General features: G+C 68.3%; 13 protein-coding genes and 1 pseudogene. 4 read left to right on the top strand and 10 right to left on the bottom strand.

The window, feature by feature from the left end; translation table 11 throughout:
* Positions 1-5: 5 nt before the first annotated feature.
* The gene (locus GGR71_RS18770) at positions 6-7,565 is read right to left on the bottom strand and encodes a YDG domain-containing protein (RefSeq protein WP_160959267.1); all 7,560 of its coding nucleotides are present in this window, start codon (positions 7,563-7,565) and stop codon (positions 6-8) included.
* 476 nt (positions 7,566-8,041) lie between these two features.
* On the opposite strand from GGR71_RS18770, the gene GGR71_RS18765 reads away from it, so the two are divergent.
* A complete protein-coding gene (locus GGR71_RS18765; protein WP_160959269.1) occupies positions 8,042-9,115 on the top strand; it encodes a helix-turn-helix domain-containing protein in 1,074 nt (357 codons plus the stop codon).
* On the opposite strand, the pseudogene GGR71_RS21200 reads toward GGR71_RS18765, so the two are convergent.
* A pseudogene (locus tag GGR71_RS21200) lies at positions 9,111-9,488 on the bottom strand (IS5/IS1182 family transposase); the annotation flags it as partial. The gene GGR71_RS18765 and the pseudogene GGR71_RS21200 sit on opposite strands and share 5 nt — an antisense overlap.
* A 271-nt stretch (positions 9,489-9,759) precedes the next feature.
* Between GGR71_RS21200 and prpE the strand changes: the two are divergent.
* On the top strand, positions 9,760-11,628 hold the full coding sequence (gene prpE, locus GGR71_RS18760) for a propionate--CoA ligase (protein ID WP_184452209.1): 1,869 nt from the start codon (positions 9,760-9,762) through the stop codon (positions 11,626-11,628).
* A gap of 48 nt (positions 11,629-11,676) precedes the next feature.
* Here the strand turns inward: prpE and GGR71_RS18755 are convergent, their stop codons facing one another.
* The 6 genes from GGR71_RS18755 to GGR71_RS18730 all read right to left on the bottom strand — a co-directional run bounded on the left by GGR71_RS18755 (position 11,677) and on the right by GGR71_RS18730 (position 19,542).
* On the bottom strand, positions 11,677-12,285 hold the full coding sequence (locus GGR71_RS18755; RefSeq protein ID WP_160959275.1) for a glutathione S-transferase N-terminal domain-containing protein: 609 nt from the start codon (positions 12,283-12,285) through the stop codon (positions 11,677-11,679).
* A 123-nt stretch (positions 12,286-12,408) separates the two neighbouring features.
* Positions 12,409-12,870 carry a cell wall hydrolase gene (locus tag GGR71_RS18750; protein ID WP_019797714.1) on the bottom strand — a complete coding sequence of 154 codons (462 nt, stop codon included), beginning with the start codon at positions 12,868-12,870 and terminating at the stop codon, positions 12,409-12,411.
* 299 nt (positions 12,871-13,169) lie between these two features.
* A complete protein-coding gene (locus tag GGR71_RS18745) occupies positions 13,170-14,666 on the bottom strand; it encodes a hypothetical protein (protein ID WP_184452207.1) in 1,497 nt (498 codons plus the stop codon).
* 90 nt (positions 14,667-14,756) lie between these two features.
* Positions 14,757-15,914 (bottom strand): glycerophosphodiester phosphodiesterase family protein, encoded by a 1,158-nt coding sequence (locus GGR71_RS18740; RefSeq protein WP_184452205.1) that lies wholly within the window; start codon positions 15,912-15,914, stop codon positions 14,757-14,759.
* Positions 15,915-16,123: 209 nt separating this feature from the next.
* Complete coding sequence (locus GGR71_RS18735; protein WP_160959280.1) at positions 16,124-17,020, bottom strand: glycerophosphodiester phosphodiesterase family protein; 897 nt, start codon at positions 17,018-17,020, stop codon at positions 16,124-16,126.
* A gap of 23 nt (positions 17,021-17,043) precedes the next feature.
* Entirely contained in the window at positions 17,044-19,542 is a 2,499-nt protein-coding gene (locus tag GGR71_RS18730; protein WP_160959283.1) for a TonB-dependent receptor, read from the bottom strand.
* Between the two features lie 112 nt (positions 19,543-19,654).
* Between GGR71_RS18730 and GGR71_RS18725 the strand changes: the two genes are divergently transcribed.
* Positions 19,655-20,776 (top strand): ROK family protein, encoded by a 1,122-nt coding sequence (locus GGR71_RS18725; protein WP_160959285.1) that lies wholly within the window; start codon positions 19,655-19,657, stop codon positions 20,774-20,776.
* Between the two features lie 137 nt (positions 20,777-20,913).
* Here GGR71_RS18725 and GGR71_RS18720 read toward each other — a convergent pair whose 3' ends face one another.
* On the bottom strand, positions 20,914-22,245 hold the full coding sequence (locus tag GGR71_RS18720) for an MFS transporter (RefSeq protein ID WP_160959288.1): 1,332 nt from the start codon (positions 22,243-22,245) through the stop codon (positions 20,914-20,916).
* 98 nt (positions 22,246-22,343) lie between these two features.
* On the opposite strand from GGR71_RS18720, the gene GGR71_RS18715 reads away from it, so the two are divergent.
* Positions 22,344-22,754, top strand: a complete 411-nt coding sequence (locus tag GGR71_RS18715; protein ID WP_160959291.1) for a Rap1a/Tai family immunity protein — start codon at positions 22,344-22,346, stop codon at positions 22,752-22,754.
* A gap of 171 nt (positions 22,755-22,925) precedes the next feature.
* Here the strand turns inward: GGR71_RS18715 and GGR71_RS18710 are convergent, their stop codons facing one another.
* Positions 22,926-24,974 (bottom strand): NADPH-dependent 2,4-dienoyl-CoA reductase, encoded by a 2,049-nt coding sequence (locus tag GGR71_RS18710; protein WP_160959293.1) that lies wholly within the window; start codon positions 24,972-24,974, stop codon positions 22,926-22,928.
* Positions 24,975-25,337: the final 363 nt, after the last annotated feature.

Below are 25,337 nucleotides of genomic sequence, written 5' to 3'. Positions count from 1 at the left end.
GTGATTCACGGCAGACGAACTCCACCGTCGACGATGTGCACATCCGGGGCATACGGCGCGTGTGCAGCATTGGTGTCGTCGGAGGATCGCTGCAGCCCGACGACGGTGCCGACGACAAGGCGTGGCGCGCTGCCATCGACCACGTGTAGCGCGGCGGCGTTGCCTGGTGCCTGCTCGAACAGATAGTTGAGTGCGGACAAACCGCTGCCGTCGATGGCGTACGGCCCTGCCAGGCTGGCCGCCGTGGCTGGCGTCTGCCATGTCAGCGTGCCGTCGGTGGCATCGGCCAAGGTATCGCCGCCGACCAGCCCGGTGACGGTACCGCTCAAATCACCCGGCATCTGTCCAATCTTGAAGTGGGCGATATCCGCGCGGTAGGTCAATGTTGCGGGGGTGACATCGGCGGTCGTGGTCGCGCTGGTGTTGTAGCTGTAGTTGTTCGCTTCGCTGCCGCTGGCCGTGATGCCGAAGACGCTGACGGTTTTTCCGATGCCGACATTCTTGTCGAGGAAGCTACCGGTACCGGTGAAGCTCACCGTATCGCCGGACAGCACGCCGGCACTTGCCAGCGTGACCGCATCGACGGTGCTGCCGTCGTAGACGCGGTTGGTGCCGGTGGCATCGACGGTGATGCCGCGCTGGCGGATGTCAGCCGTCGTGTTCGCGGTGGTGTTGTAGCGGTAGTTGCCCGCATCGGTACCGCTGGCGGTGATGCCGCTGATGGTGACGGCCTTGTTGCTGCCGGCGTTCTTGTCGGCGAAGGTTGCCGAGGCGTTGCCGAAGGTGACGGCATCACCCGCCACCAGGCCCGTCGTGCCCAGTGCTGCGATCGTCGCGGCCGTGCTGCCGTCGTAGACCTTGTCCACGCCGATCGCGTCGACCGTGATCGGCTTGGCGGCAATATCGGCGGTCGTATTCGCGGTGGTGTTGTAGCGGTAGTTGCCCGCATCGGCGCCGCTGGCGGCGATGCCGCTCACACTGACCGCCTTCGCCGTACCGACATTCTTGTCGAGGAAGCTGCCGGTACCGGTGAAGTTCACCGTATCGCCGGACAGCACGCCGGCACTTGCCAGCGTGACCGCATCGACCGTGCTGCCGTCGTAGACGCGGTTGATGCCGGTGGCGTCGACAGTGATGCCGCGCTGGCGGATGTCAGCCGTCGTATTCGCGGTGGTGTTGTAGCGGTAGTTACCTGCATCGGTACCGCTGGCGGTGATGCCGCTGACGGTGACGGTCTTGTTGCTGCCGGCGTTCTTGTCGGCGAAGACCGCCGAGGCGTTGCCGAAGGTGACGGCATCGCCCGCCACCAGGCCCGTCGTGCCCAGTGCTGTGATCGTCGCGGCCGTGCTGCCGTCGTAGACCTTGTCCATGCCGATCGCGTCGACCGTGATCGGCTTGGCGGTAATATCGGCTGTCGTGCTCGCGGTGGTGTTGTAGCGGTAGTTGCCCGCATCGGCGCCGCTGGCGGCAATGCCGTTCACACCGACCGCCTTCGCCGTACCGACATTCTTGTCGAGGAAGCTGCCGGTACCGGTGAAGTTCACCGTATCGCCGGACAGCACGCCGGCACTTGCCAGCGTGACCGCATCGACCGTGCTGCCGTCGTAGACGCGGTTGATGCCGGTGGCATCGACAGTAATGCCGCGCTGTCGGATGTCAGCCGTCGTGTTCGCGGTGGTGTTGTAGCGGTAGTTGCCCGCATCGGTACCGCTGGCGGTGATGCCGCTGACGGTGACGGTCTTGTTGCTGCCGGCGTTCTTGTCGGCGAAGGCCGCCGAGGCGTTGCCGAAGGTGACAGCATCGCCCGCCACCAGGCCCGTGGTGCCCAGTGCTGCGATCGTCGCGGCCGTGCTGCCGTCGTAGACCTTGTCCATGCCGATCGCGTCGACCGTGATCGGCTTGGCGGTAATGTCGGCTGTCGTGCTCGCGGTGGTGTTGTAGCGGTAGTTGCCCGCATCGGCGCCGATGGCGGTGATGCCGCTGACGGTGACGGCCTTGTTGCTGCCGGCATTCTTGTCGGCGAAGGCTGCCGAGGCGTTGCCGAAGGTGACGGCATCGCCCGCCACCAGGCCCGTGGTGCCCAGTGCTGCGATCGTCGCGGCCGTGCTGCCGTCGTAGACCTTGTCCATGCCGATCGCGTCGACCGTGATCGTCTTGGCGGTAATATCGGCTGTCGTGCTCGCGGTGGTGTTGTAGCGGTAGTTGCCCGCATCGGCGCCGCTGGCGGCGATGCCGCGCGCACTGACCGCCTTCGCCGTACCGACATTCTTGTCGAGGAAGCTGCCGGTACCGGTGAAGTTCACCGTATCGCCGGACAGCACGCCGGCACTTGCCAGTGTGACCGCATCGACCGTACCGCCGTCGTAGACGCGGTTGGTGCCGGTGGCATCGACGGTGACGCCCCGCGCGGTGATGGTGCTGCTGCTGTTGTCGACGTAGGTGACGGCATAGTTGCCGCCGCTGTTGCCGTCGCTCACGGTGACGCCGTCGATGGTCACGTGCTTGCCGATGCCGACATTCTTGTCGGTGAAGGAGAAATTTCCGCCACTGAGAGTGTCGCTGCCGAACAGCGTGCCGCCGCTCACTACCGCTGTGCCGATCGCGCTTAGTCCGCCGTCGTAGGTCTTGCTGACGTTGCTGCTGCTGACCGTCAGCGCGGCCTGGCCCACCGAGAGGCCGCCATTCCTGTAAGTGATGGTGTAGTTGCCCGCGGTGAGGCCGCCGGGCGTGATCGTGTAGCTGCCCGCGTTGGTGGCACCCTGCGCATCGCCGGCGTAGCCCAGCGCGCCGCCGAGTACCGAGGTGGTCTCGCCGTTGACAAAGCCGCTGTAGGTGACGCCGTGGCCGCCCGTGTAAGCGAGGCCGTTGTAGGTCTTGCTGTCGTCATTGGCGGTGACCGTCAGCGCGGCCCGGCCCACCGAGAGGCTGCCATTCCTGTAAGTGATGGCGTAGTTGCCCGCGGTGAGGCCGTCGGGCGTGATCGTGTAGCTTCCCGCGTTGGTGGCGCCCTGCGCATCGCCGGCATAGCCCAGCGCGCCGCCGAGTACCGAAGTGGTCTCGCCGTTGACAAAGCCGCTGTAGGTGACGCCGTGGCCGCCCGTGTAAGCGAGGCCGTTGTAGGTCTTGCTGTCGTCATTGGCGGTGACCGTCAGCGCGGCCTGACCCACCGTGAGGCTGCCATTCCTGTACGTGATGGCGTAGTTGCCCGCGGTGAGGCCGCCGGGCGTGATCGTGTAGCCGCCCGCGTTGGTGGCGCCCTGCGCATCGCCGGCATAGCCCAGCGCGCCGCCGAGTACCGAGGTGGTCTCGCCGTTGACGAAGCCGCTGTAGGTGACGCCGCGGCCGCCCGTGTAAGCGAGGCCGTTGTAGGTCTTGCTGTCGTCGTTGGCGGTGATCGTCAGCGCGGCCTGGCCCACCGTGAGGCTGCCGCTCCTGTAAGTGATGGCGTAGTTGCTCGCGTTGAAGCTACCGCCGGTAGCTGCGTTCGACGTGATGGTGTACGGGCCACCGGTGACGCCGGCGTTTGCCGCGGCACCGGCGCTGGTGAACGCGACATGGCCGATGGTTTCGCCGTTCTGCAGGCCGCTGGCCGTGAATTCGTTGCCTGCAAACGTGAGCGTGTCACCGTAGGTCTTGCTGGCGTTATTCGCCGTGATTGTCAGGATGGCTGGGGCGATGGTCAGCGTGCCGGGCGTGAAAGCGATGTCGTAACCCATCTGGCCGGAATACAGGTCGCTAGCCAACGCATAGCTGCCGGCATTGGTCGCCGGGGTGCTGGTTCTGGCGTTGGGGTCGCCCAGAATCAGGGTCGCATCCACACTGCTCGACGGCCGCCAGTAGCTCGGCGTCAGCGTGCCGAGGATCGAGCTGCTGCTGCCAGCAAAGGCGGTGCCGTTGTAGAACGTGCCGAGATTCATGGCGGTGACCGCCAGACCCGTCATGAAGGTACGCAACAGCGGCGCGGTGTCACCCGCGTAGATCCGCCAGGTCGCGGAGCTGCCGCCGACGGCACTGATATCCGTGCTCCAGGCCGCAAAACTGGCCGGGTCCATCATCTGCAAGGTGGTGAGGCCGGTACCGCCGCCGTCACTGGTGGATTGGCGTGTGGTTTCCGTGTCCCAGTAACTGCCGATGATGGTGCCTCCGTTGTAGAGGCCGACCAGACCACCGACAGAGTTGTTGCCGCTGACCGCTCCGGTGGCATAGGTGTTGGTGATCGTGCCACCCGTTTCGTTGGAGCCAACCAAGCCGCCTACGGCGTTGCCGCCGCTGACAGCTCCTGTGGCATAGGTGTTGGTGATCGTGCCACCTGTTCCGTTGGAGCCAACCAAGCCACCTACGGTGTTGCCGCCGCTGACCGCCCCTGTGGCATAGGCGTTCGTGATCGCGCCACGGTTGCTTCCGACCAGACCCCCGACGTAGCTATAGTTGGCGCCGCTGACCGCTCCGGTGGCATAGGTGTTGGTGATCGTGCCGCCGTTGTCTCCGACCAGGCCGCCGACGTAATTCTTGCCTGTAACCGACCCGCCGAGCAGACCGAGATTGCGGATCGCGCTGCCGTTGCCGGTGACGCCGAACAGGCCGGCGTAATCGGTGTTTGGCCAATTGATGGTCAGGTTGTTGATGGTGTGACCAAGGCCATCGAAGACGCCGGTGAACGCTGCGCCTGGGACGCCAATCGGCCTGAAGCCGTTGTTGGCGATGATGGGGCGGCCTCTGGCGTCGAACTCAATGCCCACCCATCTGATCGAGGCGCTGGCGTCGATGTCGTTGCCCAGCACATAACGGCCTGCGAGGCCGGTGTTCACGGCCTGCAATTGATTCAGATCCAGGATGACGGCGTAGAGGTTGGGCCGGTTGCTGCGCGTCACGGTGCCGCTGGGCAGGTCGTTGGTATTGAATACCTGATTGCCGGACATGCCCAGCAGGTATGGCGTGGTCTGGTTGCCGACGTTGCCCCACCTGGCGGCCGTGAAACCTGCGGGCAGCGCTGCGATCAGTGCCTTGGTCGTCAGACCGGTACCGCCGCTGCTGGTGGACTGACCAGTGGTTTCCGTGTCCCAGTAGCTGTTGGTGATTACGCCAGCACTATTGGCCCCAATGAGACCGCCGACGTTGCCGCCGGTGCCGCTGACCGCACCAGTGGCATAGACCTGGCTGATCGTGGTGCCGGAGACGTTGATCCCGACCAGGCCGCCGACATAGTTGCTGCCACTGACCGCACCGGTCGCATAGGCTTGGTTGATCGTGCCGCTGGTGTTGTATCCGACCAGACCGCCGACGTCGTTGCTGCCGCTGACCGCGCCGGTCGCATAGGCTTGGCTGATCGGGCCGCCGTTGTTGATCCCGATCAGGCCGCCGGCATCACCGCCGCTGCTGCTGACCGTACCGGTCGCATAGGCCTGGCTGACCGGGCTGCGGTTGTTGTACCCGATCAGGCCACCGACAGTGGCCGTGCCGCTGACCGCACCGCTGGCATAGGCTTGGCTGATCCGGCCGCTACTGTCGTTGTATCCGACCAGGCCGCCGATGTTGGCGCCGCCGCTGAAGCCGACGTCGGCACCGCCGCGATTGCCGTTGATCGTACCGGTGGCGTAGGCCTGACTGATCGTGCCGTAGTTGTACCCGACCAGGCCGCCTACGCTGCTTTGCCCCTGGATCGACACGCCAAGCAGGCCGATGTTACGGATCGTCGTTGTGCTGTAGGTGTAACCGAACAGGCCGACGTTGCTGGAGCCTGGCCGGTTGATGGTGAGGCCACTGATGGTGTGGCCGAGGCCGTCGAAGGTGCCTGTGAACATCTTGAAATCGTTGGCGTTGAAGCTGTGGCCGATCGGCACGAAGCCGGAGCCGATGGCAGAGCCGAAGGCGGAATCCCCCCAACTGGCCGTGGCGCTGGCGTCGATATTGGCACCCAGCGCGAAATAGCAGGCGCAGTTGAGGGCGCCGTTGATGCCTTGCAGGTCCGTTCTGGACGTGCTGCCGGAGGCACCCAACGTCGTGATGATGGTGTACGACTGGCCATTGATTTTCAGCGTGTTGCTGCCGCCGGTGAAATCCACCCGTCCACTCTGGCCCGGCATGGCATCGACCATGTTGACATTGACGGTGCCGCCGCCAATCGCCGCATCGCCGCCGTTGCTGGTGCTCGGGTTCAGCGCGAGGCCGGCGCTGCCGCTGGCCGTCATCACGGCGTTGATATCGACATCGTGGGCGGCGGTGAGCGTGAGCGTGTTGGCGCCCCAGGTCACGACATCATTGACATGGATGTCGCCGCTGCCGCTGGCGTTGGCGCCTTGGCTGGACTGAATGGTGACATTGCCACGACCAAGCTGGCTGCTCAGGGTGCCGCCGCTCATGTCGCCACCGTTGAAGGCGATGGTGAAATCGTGCGGATCGATCAGCCAGGTGCCGGCGTCGCCCGTGGCGGCCAGGGTGCTGATCCTTGCGCCGTCGGCCACATGCACATGCGCCGCCGAGGTTTCGACAAAGCCGCCGTCGCCGCCGGTCGGCGCGCTGGCGTCCAGCGTGCCGTCCACCTGCGTGGTGCCGGCTTCCATGCCGCCGAGCAGCACGATCCTGCCGGCGCGGTTTTCGACCGTCCGCGCCTGGATCGTGCCGCTGTTGTTGACCACGCTGGCCAGCAACGCATCCTTCGCGCCAGCGCTCATCAGCACCTGGCCGCCGTCGGCGACGATGAGTTGTTTGTTCTCGGACAGCGCGTTCAAGGCGCTGGCGTCGATCTGCATGTCGAGCAGGTGGTTGCCATCGAAACTCAGGGTGATCGCGCTGCCGCCGGCCAGCGCCACGCTGCCGGCGGGCGCGTGGATAGCCCCCTGGTTGGACACCGCGTGGCCGAGCAGGGCCACGTAGCCGCCGGGTGCAGCGGTGATCGTGCCGAGGTTGATCACGCTGCCGACGCTTGCGCCGGTAAATTGCAACGTGCCATGACCCAACTGGCTGTCGCTGACGTCGAGCGTGCTGGCGACCAGGCCGCCCGCATTGACCTGCGCGCCTTGTCCAAACAGCACGCCGTTGGGGTTGATCAGGAACACCTGGCCGTTCGCGTTCAGGTGGCCGAGGATCATGCTGCCGTTGGGATCGGCAATACGGTTGACGGCGATGGACTGCGCGTTCGGCTGCAGGAAATTGACCGTGTCCTGCCTGCCGATGTTGAAGCTCAGCCAGTTCAGTGACAGGTTCTGGCTGTCCTGCTGGATGGTGGTGAGGTGATCGCCGTAGTCGATACGGCCGCTGCCGGCGGTGACCTGGCCGCCGGTGGGATGGGTCGAGGATGCCGCCGCCGCGATGACCGTTGGCGCGAGCGTCGGATGCGCGGGGACGATGGCCGCTGCCGGACGGGCGGCCTCCATCGCCGTCACGCCGGCTGGCGCGGTAGCGAGGGCCAGCATCGGCAGGCTCAGGGGCAGCGCAGCCCACCAGACCGGGCGCGTGCGGCGCGATGTCGAGGTACGCCCGGCCTTGCCGCGACCGCGGGCGAGTTCGGAAACGACCAGCCAGGCGCGACGGACCTGGCTCCAGACCAGCCGGTAGATGTGATTCATGCAATTCCCCTGTGGTGCAACGCGGATTTCCCCCGGGCAAGCTTCTCTTGGACAGGCTCGGATGACCGGGTTGGTTAGCTGGGGATTTTGCGTGTCAGGGCACAGGCGACTTGATCGGCTGTCTCAGTTGGGAAGGGAAGGTTGGGGGAATGACGACGTTGGAGTTCCGCGCAATCGCTTGCGACGGCAACGCCACAGTGGAGGAGCGGTTCGCTTTGTGGGGCAATGACCAGCTTCGCTGTTGTAAAGAACCGCCTGCCTTCCCGGGAATGACGACATGGCGGAACGAGGTGTTTTCCGAAGCAAGACGGCAGGCGGTAGCGAGTCGATACGCTGGGCCCGGCGCTGGTTCGATGCGCCAGCAAGCCTCAGGGCCAGCGTGGGAGGGTGTTAGGGCATGCCACGACAGGTGGCGACAGGCGGGGATGAAAGCGGGCGCGCGTCCTGTAGCATGAGCGCGCGGACGGGGGCCCGGGATGACCAGCAACAGCACAAGCCATGTCGAGGTCGAAGTCGAGGTCGAGGCAAGCGTTCGCGCGCCGATCCACCACCACTTCAGCACATGCGACGTCGCACGAGCGCAGCAACTTGTGGCGTGGCGTGATCGAACCTCCTCTTTTCTCGATATCGCGGTGTCGCACGCACGGGTGGCTGACGGGTTTCGCGCCACGCTCGACCATTACCAGGTCGATGGCATGCGGTTTATGCACGCCTGCACCGACCCGATCACGCAGACCCGCACGGCGCCACAAATTTCCACGGACACCATGCGCGATTATGTTTTTCACGTGCTGCTGGTGGGCGGCGGCGGCGTCGAAACCACAACCGGTCTGTATCCGCGGCGCAAGGCGCCGCAATCCCGGCCAGGCATCCTGGCGCTGGACATGGGCCAGACGATGCGCATGGAGCGGGAGTGCAAGAGCCAGGTCATGGCCTTGTTCCTGCCGCGCGCACTGGTGGAATCGGTGCTGCCCGATGCGGAATCGCTGCATGGCCGCGTGATCGACTACGCATCGCCACACGCGCGCATGTTTCTCGGCGAACTGGACGCGCTTTCCAACAGCATCGATACGATGAGCGGGGCCGAAGCCCGCGCGATGATGGTCACATGTGCGCACCTGATCGTCGGCGCCTTCGCCAAACAGTCCGGCCTGAGCGGCGACGCGCGCGCCGCGATCCGCGCGGCGGTGTTCGGGAGGATACGGCGGCATGTCGAGCACCACTTGCACGAGCCGGAACTATCGCTGGAGAGGATCGTCGCTGCATCGCAGCTGTCCCGCGCCGCGCTGTATCGCCTGTTCGAGCACGAAGGCGGCCTGGCCGCCTACATCCGCAATCGCCGCTTGCGCGAGGCCGCGGACGAACTCATCCGATTCCCGAAGGCACCGGTCGTGGAGATCGCTTACGGCCTGGGGTTCAGGAGTGCGGCGGATTTCAACCACGCGTTCCGCCGCGCGTATGACATGCCGCCCCGGGACTTCCGCGCCCTGGCCGGGGCGCGCAAAGGCCGGACATCAGGCCAGAAGTCCGTCGCTTCCATCACGCCGTGAATGGCAAGGCCCGACACGTGCAGTCTGCCGTGTCGTAGGCCTTGTCCGCGCCCAGCGTGCGCCGGCCCCTGCCGCCCAGCGCGTCCAGCATGGCCAGGGCCGCCGGACGCCCCCATGCCCGTCGGCCGGGGTGACCTGCGCGCTCACCACCAACCCCCAGCGGCTTTCCATCGGCACATGCCCTGGTCGCACAGGATCGCGCCGGTCCGCGCACTCTTGCGATACCGCCGCGCTTCCGGATCTGTCGTGCTGGCGTGGGTGGCATTACTCCACCCCTGACCCCTCCAGTCCTGCGCCCGCCGCCCGAGGGCGGCTCGTCCTGGCCGTCCTTGCGTCGGAAACTCTTCTGGCTGGCCCATGCTTGGATCAGCGTGTGTACCGGGAAACGGCGAAAACCCGAAGAGCTGAGCGCCGTCGGTGCGGTGGATGTGGCTTGCCTCATCTTCCGGCCGCATCGATCAGACTTTCCTTAAAGAGATAGACCTGACACTACGGCATATCGGTGGCTGATCCTGATAACTTCAAACTGGCGTCGCTTGGCGTGACCGGTCCAACGCGCCCGCCCCTTCGACCAACGTCGAACGACGCCCACGCCGCCGAAGGACTATGCTCGGAACCGGTGCACCGGCCTTGGGAGGGGCGGCATGGACTACGCGACGCTGTACCGACGTTCGATCGAGCAGCCCGAGGAATTCTGGGCCGAGCAGGCCCAGGCGATCCACTGGGAGCGGCCGCCGCGGGCGATCCTGGAATACGACACGCCGCCGTTCCGGCGCTGGTTCGTCGGCGGGCTGACCAACCTGTGCCACAACGCGGTCGACCGGCACCTGCCCGCACGCGCCGCGCAGTTGGCGCTGGTCGCGGTATCCAGCGAAACCGGGCAGACCCAGGAGATCACCTATGCGCAGCTGCACCGCGAGGTCAACGCCTTCGCCGCGGTGCTGCAGCGGCTGGACGTGCAGCGCGGCGACCGCGTGGTCATCTACATGCCGAACATGGCCGAGGCGGTGTACGCGATGCTGGCCTGCGCGCGCATCGGCGCGGTGCACTCGGTGGTGTTCGGCGGCTTCGCCGCGCACAACCTGGCGCTGCGCATCGACGATGCGCGGCCCAAGCTGCTGATCGCCGCCGATGCCGGCAGCCGCGGCGGCAAGCGCATTCCCTACAAGCCGCTGGTCGATGCCGCGTGCGCCGAAGCCAGTGCGCCGCCGCCGACGGTGCTGATCGTCTCGCGTGGGCTGGATCCGGCGCAGCCGCGCGTACCCGGGCGCGACGTCGACTATGCCGCGCTGCGCGCCGAGGTCGGCGATGCGCAGGTGCCGGTGGTGTGGCTGGAATCCAACGAACCCAGCTATCTGCTGTACACCTCCGGCACCACCGGCAAGCCCAAGGGCGTGCAGCGCGATGTCGGCGGGCATGCGGCGCTGGCGCTATCGATGCGCACGGTGTTCGACTGCGGCCCGGGGCAGACCATGTTCTCCACCTCCGACGTGGGCTGGGCGGTGGGACATTCGTACAACGTGTATGGCCCGCTGATCGTCGGCGCGACCTCGCTGTTGTACGAAGGCCTGCCGGTGCAACCGGATCCGGGCGTGTGGTGGGCGCTGTGCGAGAAGTACCGGGTACGCACGATGTTTTCCTCGCCCACCGCGATCCGCGTGCTGAAGAAGCATCCGGCGCGCTACTTGCGCGAGCGCGACCTGAGCGCGCTCCGCTACCTGTTCCTGGCCGGCGAGCCGCTGGACGAGCCGACCGCGCTGTGGATTGGCGAAGCGCTGGGCAAGCCGGTGATCGACAACTACTGGCAGACCGAGACCGGCTGGCCGGTGCTGACCCTGTTGCCGGGTGTCGAACTGCGGCCGGTGAAACCGGGTTCGCCGGGTTTTCCCAACCTCGGCTATCGCACGCGCATCGTCGACGAGCACGGTGTCGAGGTGCCGGCCGGGCGCAAGGGCGTGCTGGTGATCGAGCCGCCGTTGCCGCCGGGCTGCATGACCACCGTCTGGAACGACGATGCGCGCTTCCTGCGCAGCTACTTCAGCCACTTCGATACGCTGATGTACAGCTCGCTGGACTGGGCGATCCGCGACGAGGACGGCTACACCTTCATCCTCGGCCGCACCGACGACGTGATCAACGTCGCCGGGCATCGCCTGGGCACGCGCGAGATCGAGGAGGCCATCGCCGGCCACGCCGATGTGGCCGAAGTCGCGGTGATCGGCATGCACGACGAACTGAAGGGCCAGGTGCCGGTGGTGTTCGCGACACTGAAGCAGGCCGCGCCCGATGCCGCGGCGGTGATCGAGGAGCTGCGTCAGTGCGTGGTGCAGCGGCTGGGCGCGGTGGCGCGGCCGGCGCAGGTATATCTGGTGCAGGCACTGCCGAAGACGCGGTCGGGCAAATTGTTGCGGCGCTCGTTGCAGGCGCTGGCCGAACAGCGCGATCCCGGCGATCTGTCGACGCTGGACGATCCCGCCGCGCTGGAGGAGATCCGCCGCGCGCTGCGCGGTTGATGCGACATGGACGACGCCGGCGCTAATGCGCCGGCGCTCGCACGCATTTCAGCCGATGCCTTCGGCCTGCAGCGCCGCCTGCACCTGCGGATCGGCGGACATGCGTTCGAAATGCAGTTGCAGATTGGCGCCGAGCGCGATCTGCTGCGCGCGCGCCCAGCGCAGGGTCACGAACAGGTAGGCGTCGGCGATGGAGCGGCGTGCGCCGCCCAGCCAGGTCTGCTGTTCCAGTGCGGTCTCCACGCGCGTGTACAGCGTGCGCACGCGCTCGCGTGCGTGTTCCTGGGTGCGCGCGATCACCGCGGCGTCATCGAGATAACGCGTGCTGCCGAACAGCGGATGGAAGGCCGGATGCAGGTCGGCGTTGAGGAAGGCCAGCCAACGCTGCACCTCGGCGCGGCCGCGCGGGCTGCCGTCGCCTGCCAGGTGCGCGTCGGGCGCGAGATCGGCGATGTAGTTGAGGATCGCCGAGTTCTGGGTGAGCACCCAGTCGTCCATCTGCAGCGCGGGCACTGCGCCGGCGGGATTGATCGCCAGGTATGCCGGCGTCTTCATCGCGGCGGCATCGAGCAGCTTCAGTTCGAACGGCAATCCCGCCCAACGCAGTGCGATGTGATCGGCCAGCGAACAGGCGCCGGGCTTGGAATAGAGTTTCATGGCAGGCGGCTCCGCATCAGTCAGGACGGCAGAGCGTACCTGCTGCACGGTGCGCTTGGCGATCGGACGCGCCGTGCGCGGCGCGCGGGAGCCTGCGTCTGGACGTACCTGCGCGGCGAACGATCAGGACGCGTTGCGCGGACGCAGCTTCTGCACGCGATAGAACGTGTGGTCGCCGATGGTCGCGACCTGATAGGCATTGCGCCAACTCGGGCTGGCGATGGCATGCGCGGCGAAGTGGCTGGCGCCGGGCACGATCTCCTTGCGCTGGCCCTGCGGCAACGCCCAGTTGCGCTCGGCGGCGAAGGCGACCTTGACCGCGTCGGCCCAGGCGTCGTCGTTCTTCAACTCGGTACCCGGCTTCACCAGGCCCGGCGCGAACTGCTTGCGCGCGGTGACCACCTGGCACATCGAATCGCCCCACAGGCCGCTGTCCAGGCGCCGCAATGCGACTTCGGCGACGGCTTGTTGTCCGCGCAGCGTCTGGTCGCGCGCTTCCAGGTACACGGTGGTGCTGAGGCAAAGCGAATCGGCGGCGGGTTGCGGCAACAACTGCGATAGCCAGAGGATCCAGGCCAGTTTCATCGTACTCCTTGCTCCGTATGGGCCGTCGTCGGGTCGCTGCGCCAGGGTGGCGCGGCAAGCGATGCGGCTTGGCGTCATGGGGAGGCGGCCTGTCACGGGCCGCCCGGATGCCGGCAATCTGAAGTCCGGCGGGATCCGCCAAGATGGGCGGATCGGAAGAGGGGCGCACAATAGGCGCCGCTTCCCGAATCGCAACTGAACCCCGAGTCTTGACAGGGTTCACAACTCGCCATTTCGCGAATGCCGTCGTGCCTTGCCCACGACGGCATGGTGCAGCGCCGCACTGCGGCGCATCAGACTCAGGGAAACTGCTTGCGCTGCATCAGCATCGCGTACACCTTGACCACCGGATCGGCATGTCCGCTCAGTTGCGCGAGGCGCTGTTCGCGATCGGGCCAGCGCTGCGCCTGCTCGGCGAGCACGCGCAGATCGCCGAACCAGGTGTCGTGATCGCGCGCGTAGTACGGGCCGCTCAATAGCGTGGCGAGCAGGTTCATGCCGCGGTCGCGCGCCGCGCCGGCAGGCGCGTACTCGAGGTAGCGCAGCAGCTCGCGCAGGCGCGCGCGCTGCACGCGGCCGCTGTCGTCGCCGGCCGCGGTTTGCTGCAGCACGCCGTGATCGAGCTGGTCGAGGAATTCCATCGACGCTTTTTCCGTAGCGGGATCGCCCGCACTGGCGGAAGGATCCAGCAACTGCGTGCGGATGTTGTAGCCGGCCTGGCGGATCAGCGAGATCGCATCCGCATCGACCGTCATCGCGGGCACCGGCGGCGCTGGCACGATGCGGTCGGCCGGCGCTTCGGCGACGAAGCGCTGCTCCAGCAGCCAGTGATTGCCGAGCAAGCTTGACGGACAGCGCGTCTGCGCCAGGTGTGCGGCAACGTAGCCGCGATAGGCTGCGTGCAGCTGTTCGCGCAGCGCGCTCTCGGACAGTTGCTGCAGCACCAGCGGCATGTCGCCGGCCACGCTCAGCTCGGTGGCGGTGAAGCCGGCATCGTCGCCGCGGATGCGTTCGAACATGCGCGCCAGGCTGTCGGCGAGCTGTACCTGTCCTGCGGTGTCCAGCGGCGCAGCGGCGAGCGCCATCTTCAATGCCGGCGCGGTGTCGGTTTCGTGTCGCGCCGCGTCCACGCGTGCGGCGAGCGTATTGGCGCGCGCTGCCGGTTGCGCCGGCTGCAATGCGCTGGCCAACGCATAGGCCGGGCTGGGATCGTCGAGATAGTCCGCATCGCAACTGCCCGCTTGCGGTGTCGGCAGCGTCGCGAGCAACGCCTGCGCCCGTGCAGGCGTTGCGTGCTGCGCGGCGCGTGTCTGCAGCGTCAGCCGGTCCAGGCCGGCGGTGCTCGGCGCGCGCAATTCGTCGTCGCGCTCTTCGTCGACGTTGCCGACGCGAGCCAGGCCGGGCATGCGCCGTTGCGCGTGTTCGGCCAGTGCGGCGGCTTGCTGGTTCAGGCGTTGCGCGGCGGCAGCACGATCGCCGTCGCCATTGGTCGGTAAATCCGTCGACGTGGCCAGACGCAGCAGCACATCGGCCTGGAAATCGGCTGGTAGCGCCTGCGCCGCGGTTAGTACCGCGCTTGCGGGCGGTCCAGGCATGGAGGTGTCGGTGGCCGGCGCGGCGCGCATCGGCAGCGGTGTCTGCGCGCTGGCGTTGCCAGCATGCGGACGCGTGGCGAGGGAAGCGGGCGCCGCCGCTTTTGCGCCATGTGCGGTCGCTGCGTGTTGCAGCAACGGCAGGCACGCGCCGGCGACCAACAGGGTGAGAAGCAGGTGTCGAGGACGGGGAGCGGAACGCATGGAAAACTCCTGAAGGAGGAGGGCATGCTGCACGGCGCGCGGGCGCCGTGCAGTGCCGGGGAGCGCGCTCCCCGGCGCGACCTGCGAGGGTCAGTTGTAGCGCGTGGTGTCGCGCGGCACGTTCGCGCGGATCACGCTGAGCGGATCGTCGGTGATGATGCTGGTGAAGCCGGCGGTCACCTGCCCACGGAAATCCGGACGGTCGTCGGCAGTCTCGTTACCGAAGTACTTGGTGCGCGTCAGGTAGTTGTCCAGCGACGCGCAGCAGGTGCCGTTGCTGCGCACGTAGTGCTGGCCGTCGTGGCTGCTCAGGCGGTACTCCGGCACCGGCGAGAATGCGCCGATCGCGCGCTTCTGCGCCTGGTTGTCGGCGAGCAACTCAGCGGTCGGGTCGCTGCGGCGCGGCTGCTTGTTGCCGATTTCCAGCCAGGCGAAGCCGCTCTGGCCGCGCACTTCGCTGATCCAGGCGTTGACCCGGCAGAACGGCGTGTTGGGACTGATCGAGCCGCACAGGCCCACGTAGCCGCCGTCGGCGAGGTTGTCCATGTCGCCGGCGTAGACGGTCGGCGCGAACGGCACGCCCTTGGTGAAGCGGGTGATGTCACTGGGGGTCTTGGGCAGCAGCGACGCGCTGAACTTCAGCACCACCTGGTTCTGCATGCGGAAGGCATGCACCTGATCGGCCGCGCGCGAGACCGCGTCCAGGGTCTTCAGGTCCAACACCACCACCATGTGGTTGGCATTGGTGACCACGGTGTTCAATGCCGAGGCCAGTGAAGTCGGACGGTAGTTGGTCTTGGCGAAGTTCTTGTCGCGCAGGAACGAATTGATCAGCTCATGGCCGGTCAGGGTGCGGATGTCCGGATTCCAGCCGGAGGGATTGGTCGCGTTCTGGAAAATGTAGAAGCCCGGATCGTGATCGACCACACGGCCGGCGTTCTGGTCGTGGAAGAGCCACAACAGGCCGTCGGCGTCCTGCTTGACGTCCAGTTCGATCGCTTCGATGTTGTTGTTGTAGGTGTTGAGGATCGAGCAGGTGGAGTTCTCCGGGCAGCCGTTGCCGACCACGCCGCGATGCGCGATCACTGCCACGTCGGCACGGTTGCCCTCGTAAGGACTCTTCATCGCGTTGAGGATGTGCTGCGGGTTCCAGTTGTTGGCGGCCGACGCCATGCCGGACAGCGCGGCCAGCGACGCGCAGGCGAGCGCCAGGGCGAGGACCTTGGTGGGTTTCTTGGGCAGTTTCATGTGCTCTCTTCCGTTCGGGGTTGATGGAATGAAGTGAAGCAAACGCAGCGCACCGCAACCGACGTGCGCATGGGCGTTGTCGTTTGCCGCGCAGTGCTCGAAGCGACGGGCATCGTCCTGGTGCTGCGTGCCGCCCGTCTGAAACCGGACTCCTGGCGGCGCCGCACGTGGCCATCGCGCGGCGTCGCCTGGATTGGGACCGAGATCGGCTACCGTGGCGTGTCCGCGCCGTGCAGGTAGCGTTGCAATGCCAACGGTTCGTCGGTTTGGATCATGCTCACGCCGTGCTGGCGCAGCCCGCCCCAGACCGCGGCCGGATCGCGCAGCGCGCGCTGGTCGGTGTAGTTGGCCGACAGGCGCATCGGCCTGCCGCTGGCGATGTCGTTGGTCATGGTGTTGACGAACAGGCGCGCGCGCGGCGCCAGTTCGCGTTGCGCGATGTCCAGTACCACCGGATCGTCGAACATCAGTTGCACCACCGCCGGCTGCAAGTCCGCGGCGCGGCGCAAGGCCTGCTCGGGCGGCAGCGCCGAGTCGCGCTGCAGGTACAGCGCCTGCACCGCGATATCGGCCTTGCGTGCGCGCTGCAGCACCGCTGCGGGTACATCCAGCGGCACGTTGAGCAGCACGTCGCGTTGCGCGCCGGCAGCCTCGACCACATCCATCACCTGGTCCAGCGCTGCCGCCTTGACGTCCAGGTTCACCAGCACCTTGCCGCGCGCCAGCGCGAGCGCCTGCGCCAGCGTCGGCGGATGCCGCGCGGTGAGCGTGCTGCTGCGTCCGCCGCCCTGGCTGCGCACGCGCAAGGCGGCGATCTGCGCGGCCGTCAGATCGGCCACCGCGCCGTGCCCGTCGGTGGTGCGGTCCACGGTTTCGTCGTGCATCAGCACCAGCGCGCCGTCGCGGGTGGTGCGCACGTCGATCTCGACCATGTCCACGCCGCGCGCGATGCACGCGGCGATGCCGTCCAGGGTGTTCTCAGAGGCGAACTTCCAGCAGGCGCGGTGCGACACCACCAGCGCCGGCCCATGCGGGTCGCGCAGGTGGTCGGGCAGGCTCGGCGTGGCCGCCAGGGCCAGGATCGGCAGCGACAGCGCTGCGCTCATCAGCAGTCTCCGGCAGCGCATGCTCACCACCTCCAGGTCAGCGATGCGTTGTAGTTGCGGCCGAAGATCGGCCGCGCGTAGATCGCGTCGGCGGTGCCCTGGCCGGACAGCGTGTCCACCCGTGCATTGCCTTCGGTCAGGCCGAGCGCGTTGCTGACGTTGGCCGCGTGCAGCTGCAGTTCCAGGTGCTCGCTCAGCCGCGCGAACAGGCCCAGGTCGTAGGTCGTGTAGGCGGGCAGGGCGGTGGCGTTGGTGTAGTCGACGTAGCGCTGGCCCATGCGATAGGCGGTGGCCGACAGTTCCAGCGGCCGGCCGTCGATGTCGAAGTACAGGGTCGGGCTGATCGACGCCATGAACTTCGGGATGCGCGAGATCTGCTTGCCGTCCAGGTCGCCGTAGCTGAGGCCGGTGGTCGCGTTGCTCAGGCCGCGTGTCTGCGGATCCTGCAGCGTGGCCGAGCCGGTGATGCCGAACAGCGGCGACGGCCGCCAGGTGAACTCCGATTCCAGGCCCAGGGTGCGGGTCTTGCCGACCAGCGCCAGGTTCTGCACCGCACCGCTGCCGTCGAGCACGATGGCGCTGATCGACAGGTCGTTGAAGCGGCTCCAGAAGCCGACCGTGGAGAACGAGAAGGTGTCGCCGAAGCTGCCGCGCAGGCCGGCCTCGGCCTGGTCGATGTCGGTGACGTCCGCGTTCTGGGTCTGGTAGACGTTCTGCAGCCGCGGCAGGCGCTGCGATTGGGTGTAGCGGGCGAAGGTCTGCAGTTGCGGGGTCAGCGCGAACTCGGCACCCAGCGTCCACTGCGTGGCATGGCGGTGATCGGTGCGCGGACTGAACGCACCGCTGAGGCCGCCGACGTTGTCGTCGGCCAGCGTGGTCGGATCGCCGAGATTGCGCGTGGTGTTGGCGTACACGCCGCCGTTGGCGTTGTAGCGGGTGTAGCGCACGCCGGCATCCAGGCCGAGGCGTCCGAAGCGCACCGAATCCCACAGGTACGGAGACAGGTAGGTGGCGTTGGCGAAGCCGCTGGTGACGCCGTTGCCGTAGCGCACGAAACCGTTCTGGGTGACCGAGCCGACCACGTTGCCGGCAGCGTCGTAGGCCAGTACGTCCAGGCGTTGCGCGTTGTTCTGCAGCGTGGTCAGCACGGTGTTCTGCAGCCGGTCCTGGCGGAATTCGACGTGCTGCACGTTGAGGCCGGCGGTCAGCGTGTGCTTGCCCAGCGCCGTGTCTTCGAACGCCTTGCTCAGGCGCAGGTCGTCGGACAGCGTGCGCAGATGGGTGCGCGCATTCCACAGGCCGCTCTCCAGCACCAGGCCATCGGCCGCGGCCGGATCGTAGGCGGCGCCGTTGCGGGTGGTCACGTAGCCGACCCGCGCCACCCGCGAACCGAAGCCGCTGCGCGCACGGCCGAGCTGCGTGTTGAGGTAGGCGCCGGCGTCGTAGGGCGCGGCGCCGGAGAACAGCGCGGTGTAGTCCACTTCGGCATCGACGAAGCGCATGCGGTTGTTGAGGCTCAGGCCGTCGCCCAGATCCCATTCCAGGTGCGTGCCGAGTTGCTTGACCTTGTTGTGGATGCCGTCGGCCAGGTCCAGGTTGCGCGCCAGCGGTCCGTTGCCGTCGAAGGTGAGCGCGGTGGTGTGGCGCAGGTCGTCGGATAGCAGCGTGCCGTCCAGCGGATCGATCAACGCCGACAGCGACTGCGACGGGTTGCGCGGGTCGGCCAGCGGGATCGGGTTGTAGAAGGCGGTGCGGTCGTTGAGGTACTTGGCGTCGACGTCGAGCACCGCATCGCCCATCAGGAAGGTCAGGTTGCCGCGCAGCTGGCCGCCCTGGTCGGCGGTGTAGCCGGTGCGGCGCAGGCCGTCATCGCTGCGGTGGTAGCCGCCGATGCTGTACAGCACGTTCTCGCTGAGCGGGCCGGCACTGTAGGCGTCCTCGCGGCGCAGGCCGTCGCTGCCGATGGTCATGCGCACCGCGCCTTCGGGCGTGGCGGTGCCGTGGCGGGTGATGGCGTTGACCGTGCCGCCCGGCGCGTTGGTCGCGAACAGCGGCGAGGTGCCGCCGCGCACCACTTCCAGGCGCTCGGTCATCATGTCCAGCGCGAACAGGGTGTCGACGTTGAAGAAGCTTTCCTGCGGCTCGTCGAACAGGGTCAGGCCGTCTTCCTGGTACTGCACGTAATACCAGCCGCCTGCCGGCAGGCCGCGCACGTAGAGGTTCTGGCCGCCGCCCTGGCCGCCGGAGGGTTCGGCGGAGAAACCGGGGACCGCGCGCAGCATGTCCACGCTGCTGCTCGGGGTGCTGCGCTCCAGGCGTTCCTTGGACACCACGCTGATCGCGAACGGGGCGTCCTTCTGCGACTGGCCCTGCGGGGTGCCGGTGACCACGATCTGGTCCAGCGTGGTGGTGGCGTCGGCCGGCGGTGCCGGCGCGTCCTCGGCGTGGACGGCGGTGGCGGCGCCGAGGATGGACGCGAGCGCCAGTGCCAGCAGGCTCGGGTGTGGATGAGCGGTACGCATGAGACCCCCAGCAAAAGAATGTGGGGGTAATACTATTTACCATGTATGAAACTTGTGTGTCCACATGCTAGGTTGTAGCCGTTCGTGCATTCATCACGCTTTGCGCCCGCCTATGCCGCATCCCGATTTCCCGCCGCGCGTCAGCGCCGGCGGCCGCCAATTGCTCGACCGTGTGTTCAAGACCGGGGTGCAGACCCAGGCGGCGCTGAGCCGTGACCTGGACCTGTCGCAGCCCACCGTGGCGCGCCTGCTGCAGGGGTTCGTGCAGGACCGCATGGTCCAGCTCGGCGCCCGCGCCGCCGAGGGCCGCGGCAATCCCAGCGTCGATGTGCGGCTGGCGCCGGATTACGCCTACGCCTTCGGCATCGGCCTGATGGGCGATGTGGTGGCGTTGGCGCTGGTGGACTTCGCCGGCAACGTGCGCGGCCAGCGCCGCATCGGCCTGGCCGACATGCGCCGTGCGCCGGTGCTGGCGCAACTGCAGCGGTTCCGTGCCGAGTTGCTGGCCGAAACCGGCGTGGATCCGGCGCGGGTGGTCGGCATCGGCATGGCGATCTCGGCGTTCTTCACCGGGCAGGGCCGGCAGATGGCCGGGCCGCCGGCGCTGGAGGACTGGACCCAGGTCGACCTGGTGCCGATCCTGGAAGAGGCCCTGGGCTGCGCGGTCACCGTCGAAAACGACGGCGCGGCGGCGGCGGTGGCCGAGAGCCTGTACGGCGTCGGCCGCGAGTGCCGCGACTTCGTGTACCTGCATCTGACCAACGGTTTCGGCGGCGGCATCATCGCCGATGGCCGGCTGTTCCGCGGCCACCGCGGCAATGCCGGCGAGTTCGGCGGCATCTGGACCGTCGGCGGCATGGCCTATCCGAATCTGGACGCGCTGCTGTCCCTGGTGCGTGCCGCCGGCCAGGACTATGCCGGGGTCGAGCAGATGCTCGGCGCGATCGACGCGCACACCCCGGGCGTGGACGCCTGGCTGGAGATGGCCGAGGCGCCGTTCTCGCAGTTGTGCGCCTACCTGGCCTATGCGCTGGATCCGCAGGCGATCGTGATCGGCGGGCGCCTGCCGGCCGCGATCGGCGCGCGCCTGATCGAACGCATCCGCATCCCGCGCGCGCCCAACCGGCACGGCCTGGCGCCGCCGCTGCCGCAACTGTGCATTGCCCGCACCGTCGGCGACGCGGTGACCCTGGGTGCGGCGTTGATGCCGCTGCAGCGGGCGTTCTTCGCCTGAGGCATGCGCGGCCTGGCGCTGTGCGCCGGGCCGCGTTCAAGCCAACGGCGTGGCGCGCGCTGCGCGCGATCCTGTCCAGCCTCTTCCGGCATTGCGTTGCAGTGGCGTTGGCCGGTGAGCGCTCCGTGTCCGACGCATCAACCGCTGCTGGCGCTCGTCGCCAGGCCGGCACCGATCGGGAGCGATCGGCGGCGTCCGCTGAGCAAGGCCAGCAGCAGGCACAGCGCACCGCACAGCAGCGGGCCGGCCGCCATCGCCCAGCACAGCAGCAGGCAGTGCCCGTCGCGGTAGTCCAGCGCATCCAGCAAAAGGCCGATCAGCACCACCCCGGCGGCCAGCGCGACCTGCGCGGCGGCGGTCAGCGCGGCGAAGCACAGCGCGTGTTCGGCGACCGCACGGGTCGCGGTGCACTGCGCATGCCAGGCCCACACCAATTGTCCGCCGCTGCCGCCGAGGGCACCGATGCAGGCCGCCGCCGCCAGGCTCAGCAGTGGCTGCCCCGGTAGCGCCAGCGCGAACAGCGGCGCGCACAACAGCAGGGCGCTGCCGAGCCAGGCCAGCCGTTGCGTCGGCGTGCGCTGCCGGCCCCAGCGCGCGGCCAGCGGCTGCACCAGCACCGTGCCCAGCGCATAGGCGATCAGGACCGCACTGCCCCAGCCGGGCGAGAGCAGGCCGTAGGCGGCCACGTATGGGGCGAGCTTGGTGAACGCGGGCAGGGTCAGCGAAACCGCTGCGATCAGCGCCAGCGGTTGCCAGGGGATCGCGCGCCAGGAGGGCGCCGTGTCGGTCGCGGCCACGACCGTGGTGCCGACGGGTGTCGGCTGCGCAGCGGCATGACGGCGCAGCACCTGCTGCAACTGCCAGGCGCACAGCATCGCCACCGCCGCCAGCACCGCGCTGGCCTGCAGCGCCAGACTGCCGCCGTCGGTGCCGCGCGCCAGCACCGCGCCGACCACGCTGCTGATCAGCAGCGCCGCGACGCCGCTGCCTGCAAGGCGCAGCGCGCTGGCGCCGTCGTGGCCGCGCCACGGCCACTGCGCCAGGCTCAGCAAGGTGTTCTGGGCCACGTCGCAGGCGGCATAGGCCAGCCGGAACAGCAGGCTCACCGCCAGCACGTAGCCCAGCCGCCACGGCGGGGGCAGCAACGGCGCGGCGAACACCAGCAGCAGCGCCAGCGCGGCGGCGGCCAGGCCGTGCCATTGCAGGCGCCCGGCGCTGCGCACGTCGCGCAGGCGCCGGCGCAGGCCCCAGCCGGCGCCGAGGCCGATCGCGGCGCTGAGCAGCAGGCCCAGCGCCAGCACCAGCCCGGCCGTGATCGCGTGCAGGCCGGCGTGTTCGGTCAGCGAGTAGATCAGCAGCAGTTCGCCGGCGTACCACAGCAGGCTCTTGCCGAAATGCGCGCCGGCATACGCTGCCAGGGCCGCTTGCGGCAGGCGGGGCAGGGCGGGCAGGGGCGAGGGGCGCGGCATGCCCAGGCTTATAGCCGCACGATGCGACAGCACCAAGTCCGCCGCGCCGGCTTGCTAGGATCGAGGGCGCTGGTCCCAGTCGTCCAAGGAGTCCGCCGATGTCGCTGTCATCGTCATTGCCCCGGCTGCTGTGCCTGTGTCTGGCCGCCTGCAGCGTGCCTGCCGCCGCGTCCGTGGCCGCGCGCCCGGAGGCGGTGTATCAGCTGTCCGCCGCCGATCTGCTGCGGCTACTGCGCGGCGATGCGCAGGCCGCGGCGACGCCGCTCGCCGGCAGCGCCGAACAGCGCCGCGCGCAGGCCAGCGCGATGGCGCGGCAGTACATCGCCGGCGTCGCCGATGCCAGCGAAGGCACGCAGTGGTGCGCCGGCGCCCAGGGCGTGCTGGCGCACGAAGTGGTCGATCGCGTGTTCACCGCGCTGGCCGCGCTGCCGCCGGCGCAGTTGCGGCAGCGCGCGGCGATTCCGGTGGGGCAGGCGCTGCACGCGGCGTTCCCCTGCGCGGCGCGTTGAGCGTTGCAGGCCCGTCGCTGGCGTCGCCGGACCTGACGGCTGCAGGTGACGGCGGCTTGCACATGCTGGGGTCGAGGACATCGCCGACTGCGCCGGGGGGGACAGCACGCCGCATGCGCGACGCGGCGTTGCCGGGGCGAGTCGCCGATACCGACTCGGTCAGTGCATGTTCTAGAGTTGCGCCGCCAGCCGGCTGCCCTGGGCAATGGCGCGCTTGGCGTCCAGCTCGGCGGCGACGTCTGCGCCGCCGATCAGGTGCGCGCTGCGGCCGGCGGCCTGCAGCGCCGCCTGCAGGTCGCGGCGCGGTTCCTGGCCGGCACAGATCACCACGGTGCCGACCGGCAACAGTTGCTCGTTGCCGTCCACGCGGATGCGCAGGCCGCTGTCGTCCACGCCCAGGTATTCGACGCCGCCGAGCATGGTCACGCCCTTGGCCTTGAGCGTGGCGCGATGGATCCAGCCGGTGGTCTTGCCCAGCCGCGCGCCGGGCCGGCCCGGGCTGCGCTGCAGCAGCCACACGCTGCGCGCCGACGGCTCCGGGCGCGGCTTGCACAGCGCGCCGCGGCCTTCGAACTGCGGGTCCACGCCCCACTCGGCCATCCACCGCGCCGGGTCCAGCGCGGTCGATTCGCCGGCATGCACCAGGAACTCGCCGACATCGAAACCGATGCCGCCGGCGCCGATGATCGCGACCTTGTCCGCCGCCTGCACCCGGCCCTGCAGCACGTCCAGATAGCTGACCACGCTGGGATGGTCGGCGCCGGGGAAGTCCACCGTGCGCGGCACGATGCCGGTGGCCAGCACCACCTCGTCGAAGTCGGCCAGCAGCGCCGCATCGGCGGTGGTCTGCAGGCGCAGCTGCACGCCGGTGGCGTCGATCTGGTGGCGGAAGTAGCGCAGCGTCTCGTGGAATTCTTCCTTGCCAGGAATGCGCTTGGCCACGTTGAACTGGCCGCCGATCTCGCTGGCGCTGTCGAACAGGGTGACGCGGTGGCCGCGTTGTGCGGCCACGGTGGCGCAGGCCAGGCCGGCCGGGCCTGCGCCGACCACGGCGATGCGCTTGGGCGCGCGGGTCGGCAGGTAGTTCAGTTCGGTCTCGGCGGCCGCGCGCGGATTGACCAGGCAACTGGCGGTCTTGTTCTCGAACACGTGGTCCAGGCAGGCCTGGTTGCAGGCGATGCAGGTGTTGATCGCCTGCGCCTGGCCGCGCTGCGCCTTGTTCGCCCATTCCGGGTCGGCCAGCAGTGGCCGCGCCAGCGACACCATGTCGGCGCCGCCGCCGGCGAGGATGCGCTCGGCCACGTCGGGCATGTTGATGCGGTTGGTGGCGATCAGCGGCAGCCGCACGTGCGGCTTGAGCTTGGCGGTGACCGCGGCGAAGGCGGCGCGCGGCACCGAGGTGGCGATGGTCGGCACGCGTGCTTCGTGCCAGCCGATGCCGGAATTGATGAGGGTCGCGCCGGCCGCCTCGATCGCTTGCGCCTGCATTACGATCTCCTGCCAGTCGCTGCCGTCCTCGACCAGATCCACCAGCGACAGCCGATAGACGATGATGAAGTCCGGTCCGCAGGCCGCGCGGATGCGGCGCACGATCTCCACCGCGAAGCGCATGCGCTTGGCGGCATCGCCGCCCCAGGCATCGCTGCGGCGGTTGCTGCGCGGGGCGATGAACTCGTTGATCAGATAGCCTTCCGAGCCCATCACCTCGACGCCGTCGTAGCCGGCCTCGCGCGCCAGTTTGGCGGCGTGGGCGTATGCGTCGATCTGGCGTTCGACGCCGCGCGCCGACAGCGCGCGCGGGGTGAACGGGTTGATCGGCGCCTTCAGCTTCGACGGCGCCACCGACAGGGGGTGATAGGCGTAGCGCCCGGCGTGCAGCAGTTGCAGGCAGATCTTGGCGCCGTGCGCGTGTACCGCAGTGGTCACCTGCCGGTGCGGGCGCACCTCCCACGGCCAGGACAGCTTGCCGCCGAACGGCTTCAGCCAGCCGACCACGTTCGGCGCGAAGCCGCCGGTGACGATCAGTCCGACGCCGCCGGCGGCGCGCTCGGCGAAGTACGCGGCCAGCTTGGGGAAGTCGCGGGCGCGGTCCTCCAGGCCGGTGTGCATGGAGCCCATCAGGATGCGGTTGCGCAACTGGGTGAACCCCAGGTCCAGCGGGGCGAACAGGTGCGGGTAGGCGGTGGAGGCGGAGTCGGGCTGGCCGGGGGCGGGCGACATGGCGTGGATACGCGGGCGTACGGAAGCGCGCAGGGTGCCGTGAAACCCGGCTGGCGGCAAGAGGGGTGTTGGCCTTACGTGCCCTTCCGTGCCTTACGGTGGTTGAGGTCGCACTCGTTCTGGCGCTGCGATTTGACGCGTTAAGCTTTGAATCAAGAGCAAAAGCTTCCGCTGGCGCGGGTCACTTTTCTTTGCTTGTGCAAAGAAAAGTAACCAAAAGAAGCGCTTCACCACAGCCGAAGGCTGGTCAAGCACACCCCGCAGCGCGCCTTCCGCGCTGCGCGCTCCAGGTTCGCAGCCAAGTCGGGCATTTTCCGACGGCACATCCATGTGCCGGCGGAAAACGACGCGCATCCTGCGCGT

Source organism: Xanthomonas sp. F1 (genome assembly GCF_014199855.1).
The sequence above is the reverse complement of the archived record's forward strand: the minus strand, read 5'-3'. Positions and strand labels throughout refer to the sequence as shown.

Excerpts from the sequence above, each read along its gene's own strand:
- GGR71_RS18770 (WP_160959267.1), bottom strand. The coding sequence starts at position 7,565 with ATGAATCACATCTACCGGCTGGTCTGGAGCCAGGTCCGTCGCGCCTGG.
- GGR71_RS18735 (WP_160959280.1), bottom strand. The coding sequence starts at position 17,020 with ATGAGCGCAGCGCTGTCGCTGCCGATCCTGGCCCTGGCGGCCACGCCG.
- GGR71_RS18750 (WP_019797714.1), bottom strand. The coding sequence starts at position 12,870 with ATGAAACTGGCCTGGATCCTCTGGCTATCGCAGTTGTTGCCGCAACCC.
- GGR71_RS18745 (WP_184452207.1), bottom strand. The coding sequence starts at position 14,666 with ATGCGTTCCGCTCCCCGTCCTCGACACCTGCTTCTCACCCTGTTGGTC.
- GGR71_RS18720 (WP_160959288.1), bottom strand. The coding sequence starts at position 22,245 with ATGCCGCGCCCCTCGCCCCTGCCCGCCCTGCCCCGCCTGCCGCAAGCG.
- GGR71_RS18715 (WP_160959291.1), top strand. The coding sequence starts at position 22,344 with ATGTCGCTGTCATCGTCATTGCCCCGGCTGCTGTGCCTGTGTCTGGCC.
- GGR71_RS18765 (WP_160959269.1), top strand. The coding sequence starts at position 8,042 with ATGACCAGCAACAGCACAAGCCATGTCGAGGTCGAAGTCGAGGTCGAG.
- prpE (WP_184452209.1), top strand. The coding sequence starts at position 9,760 with ATGGACTACGCGACGCTGTACCGACGTTCGATCGAGCAGCCCGAGGAA.
- GGR71_RS18755 (WP_160959275.1), bottom strand. The coding sequence starts at position 12,285 with ATGAAACTCTATTCCAAGCCCGGCGCCTGTTCGCTGGCCGATCACATC.
- GGR71_RS18710 (WP_160959293.1), bottom strand. The coding sequence starts at position 24,974 with ATGTCGCCCGCCCCCGGCCAGCCCGACTCCGCCTCCACCGCCTACCCG.
- GGR71_RS18725 (WP_160959285.1), top strand. The coding sequence starts at position 19,655 with ATGCCGCATCCCGATTTCCCGCCGCGCGTCAGCGCCGGCGGCCGCCAA.
- GGR71_RS18730 (WP_160959283.1), bottom strand. The coding sequence starts at position 19,542 with ATGCGTACCGCTCATCCACACCCGAGCCTGCTGGCACTGGCGCTCGCG.
- GGR71_RS18740 (WP_184452205.1), bottom strand. The coding sequence starts at position 15,914 with ATGAAACTGCCCAAGAAACCCACCAAGGTCCTCGCCCTGGCGCTCGCC.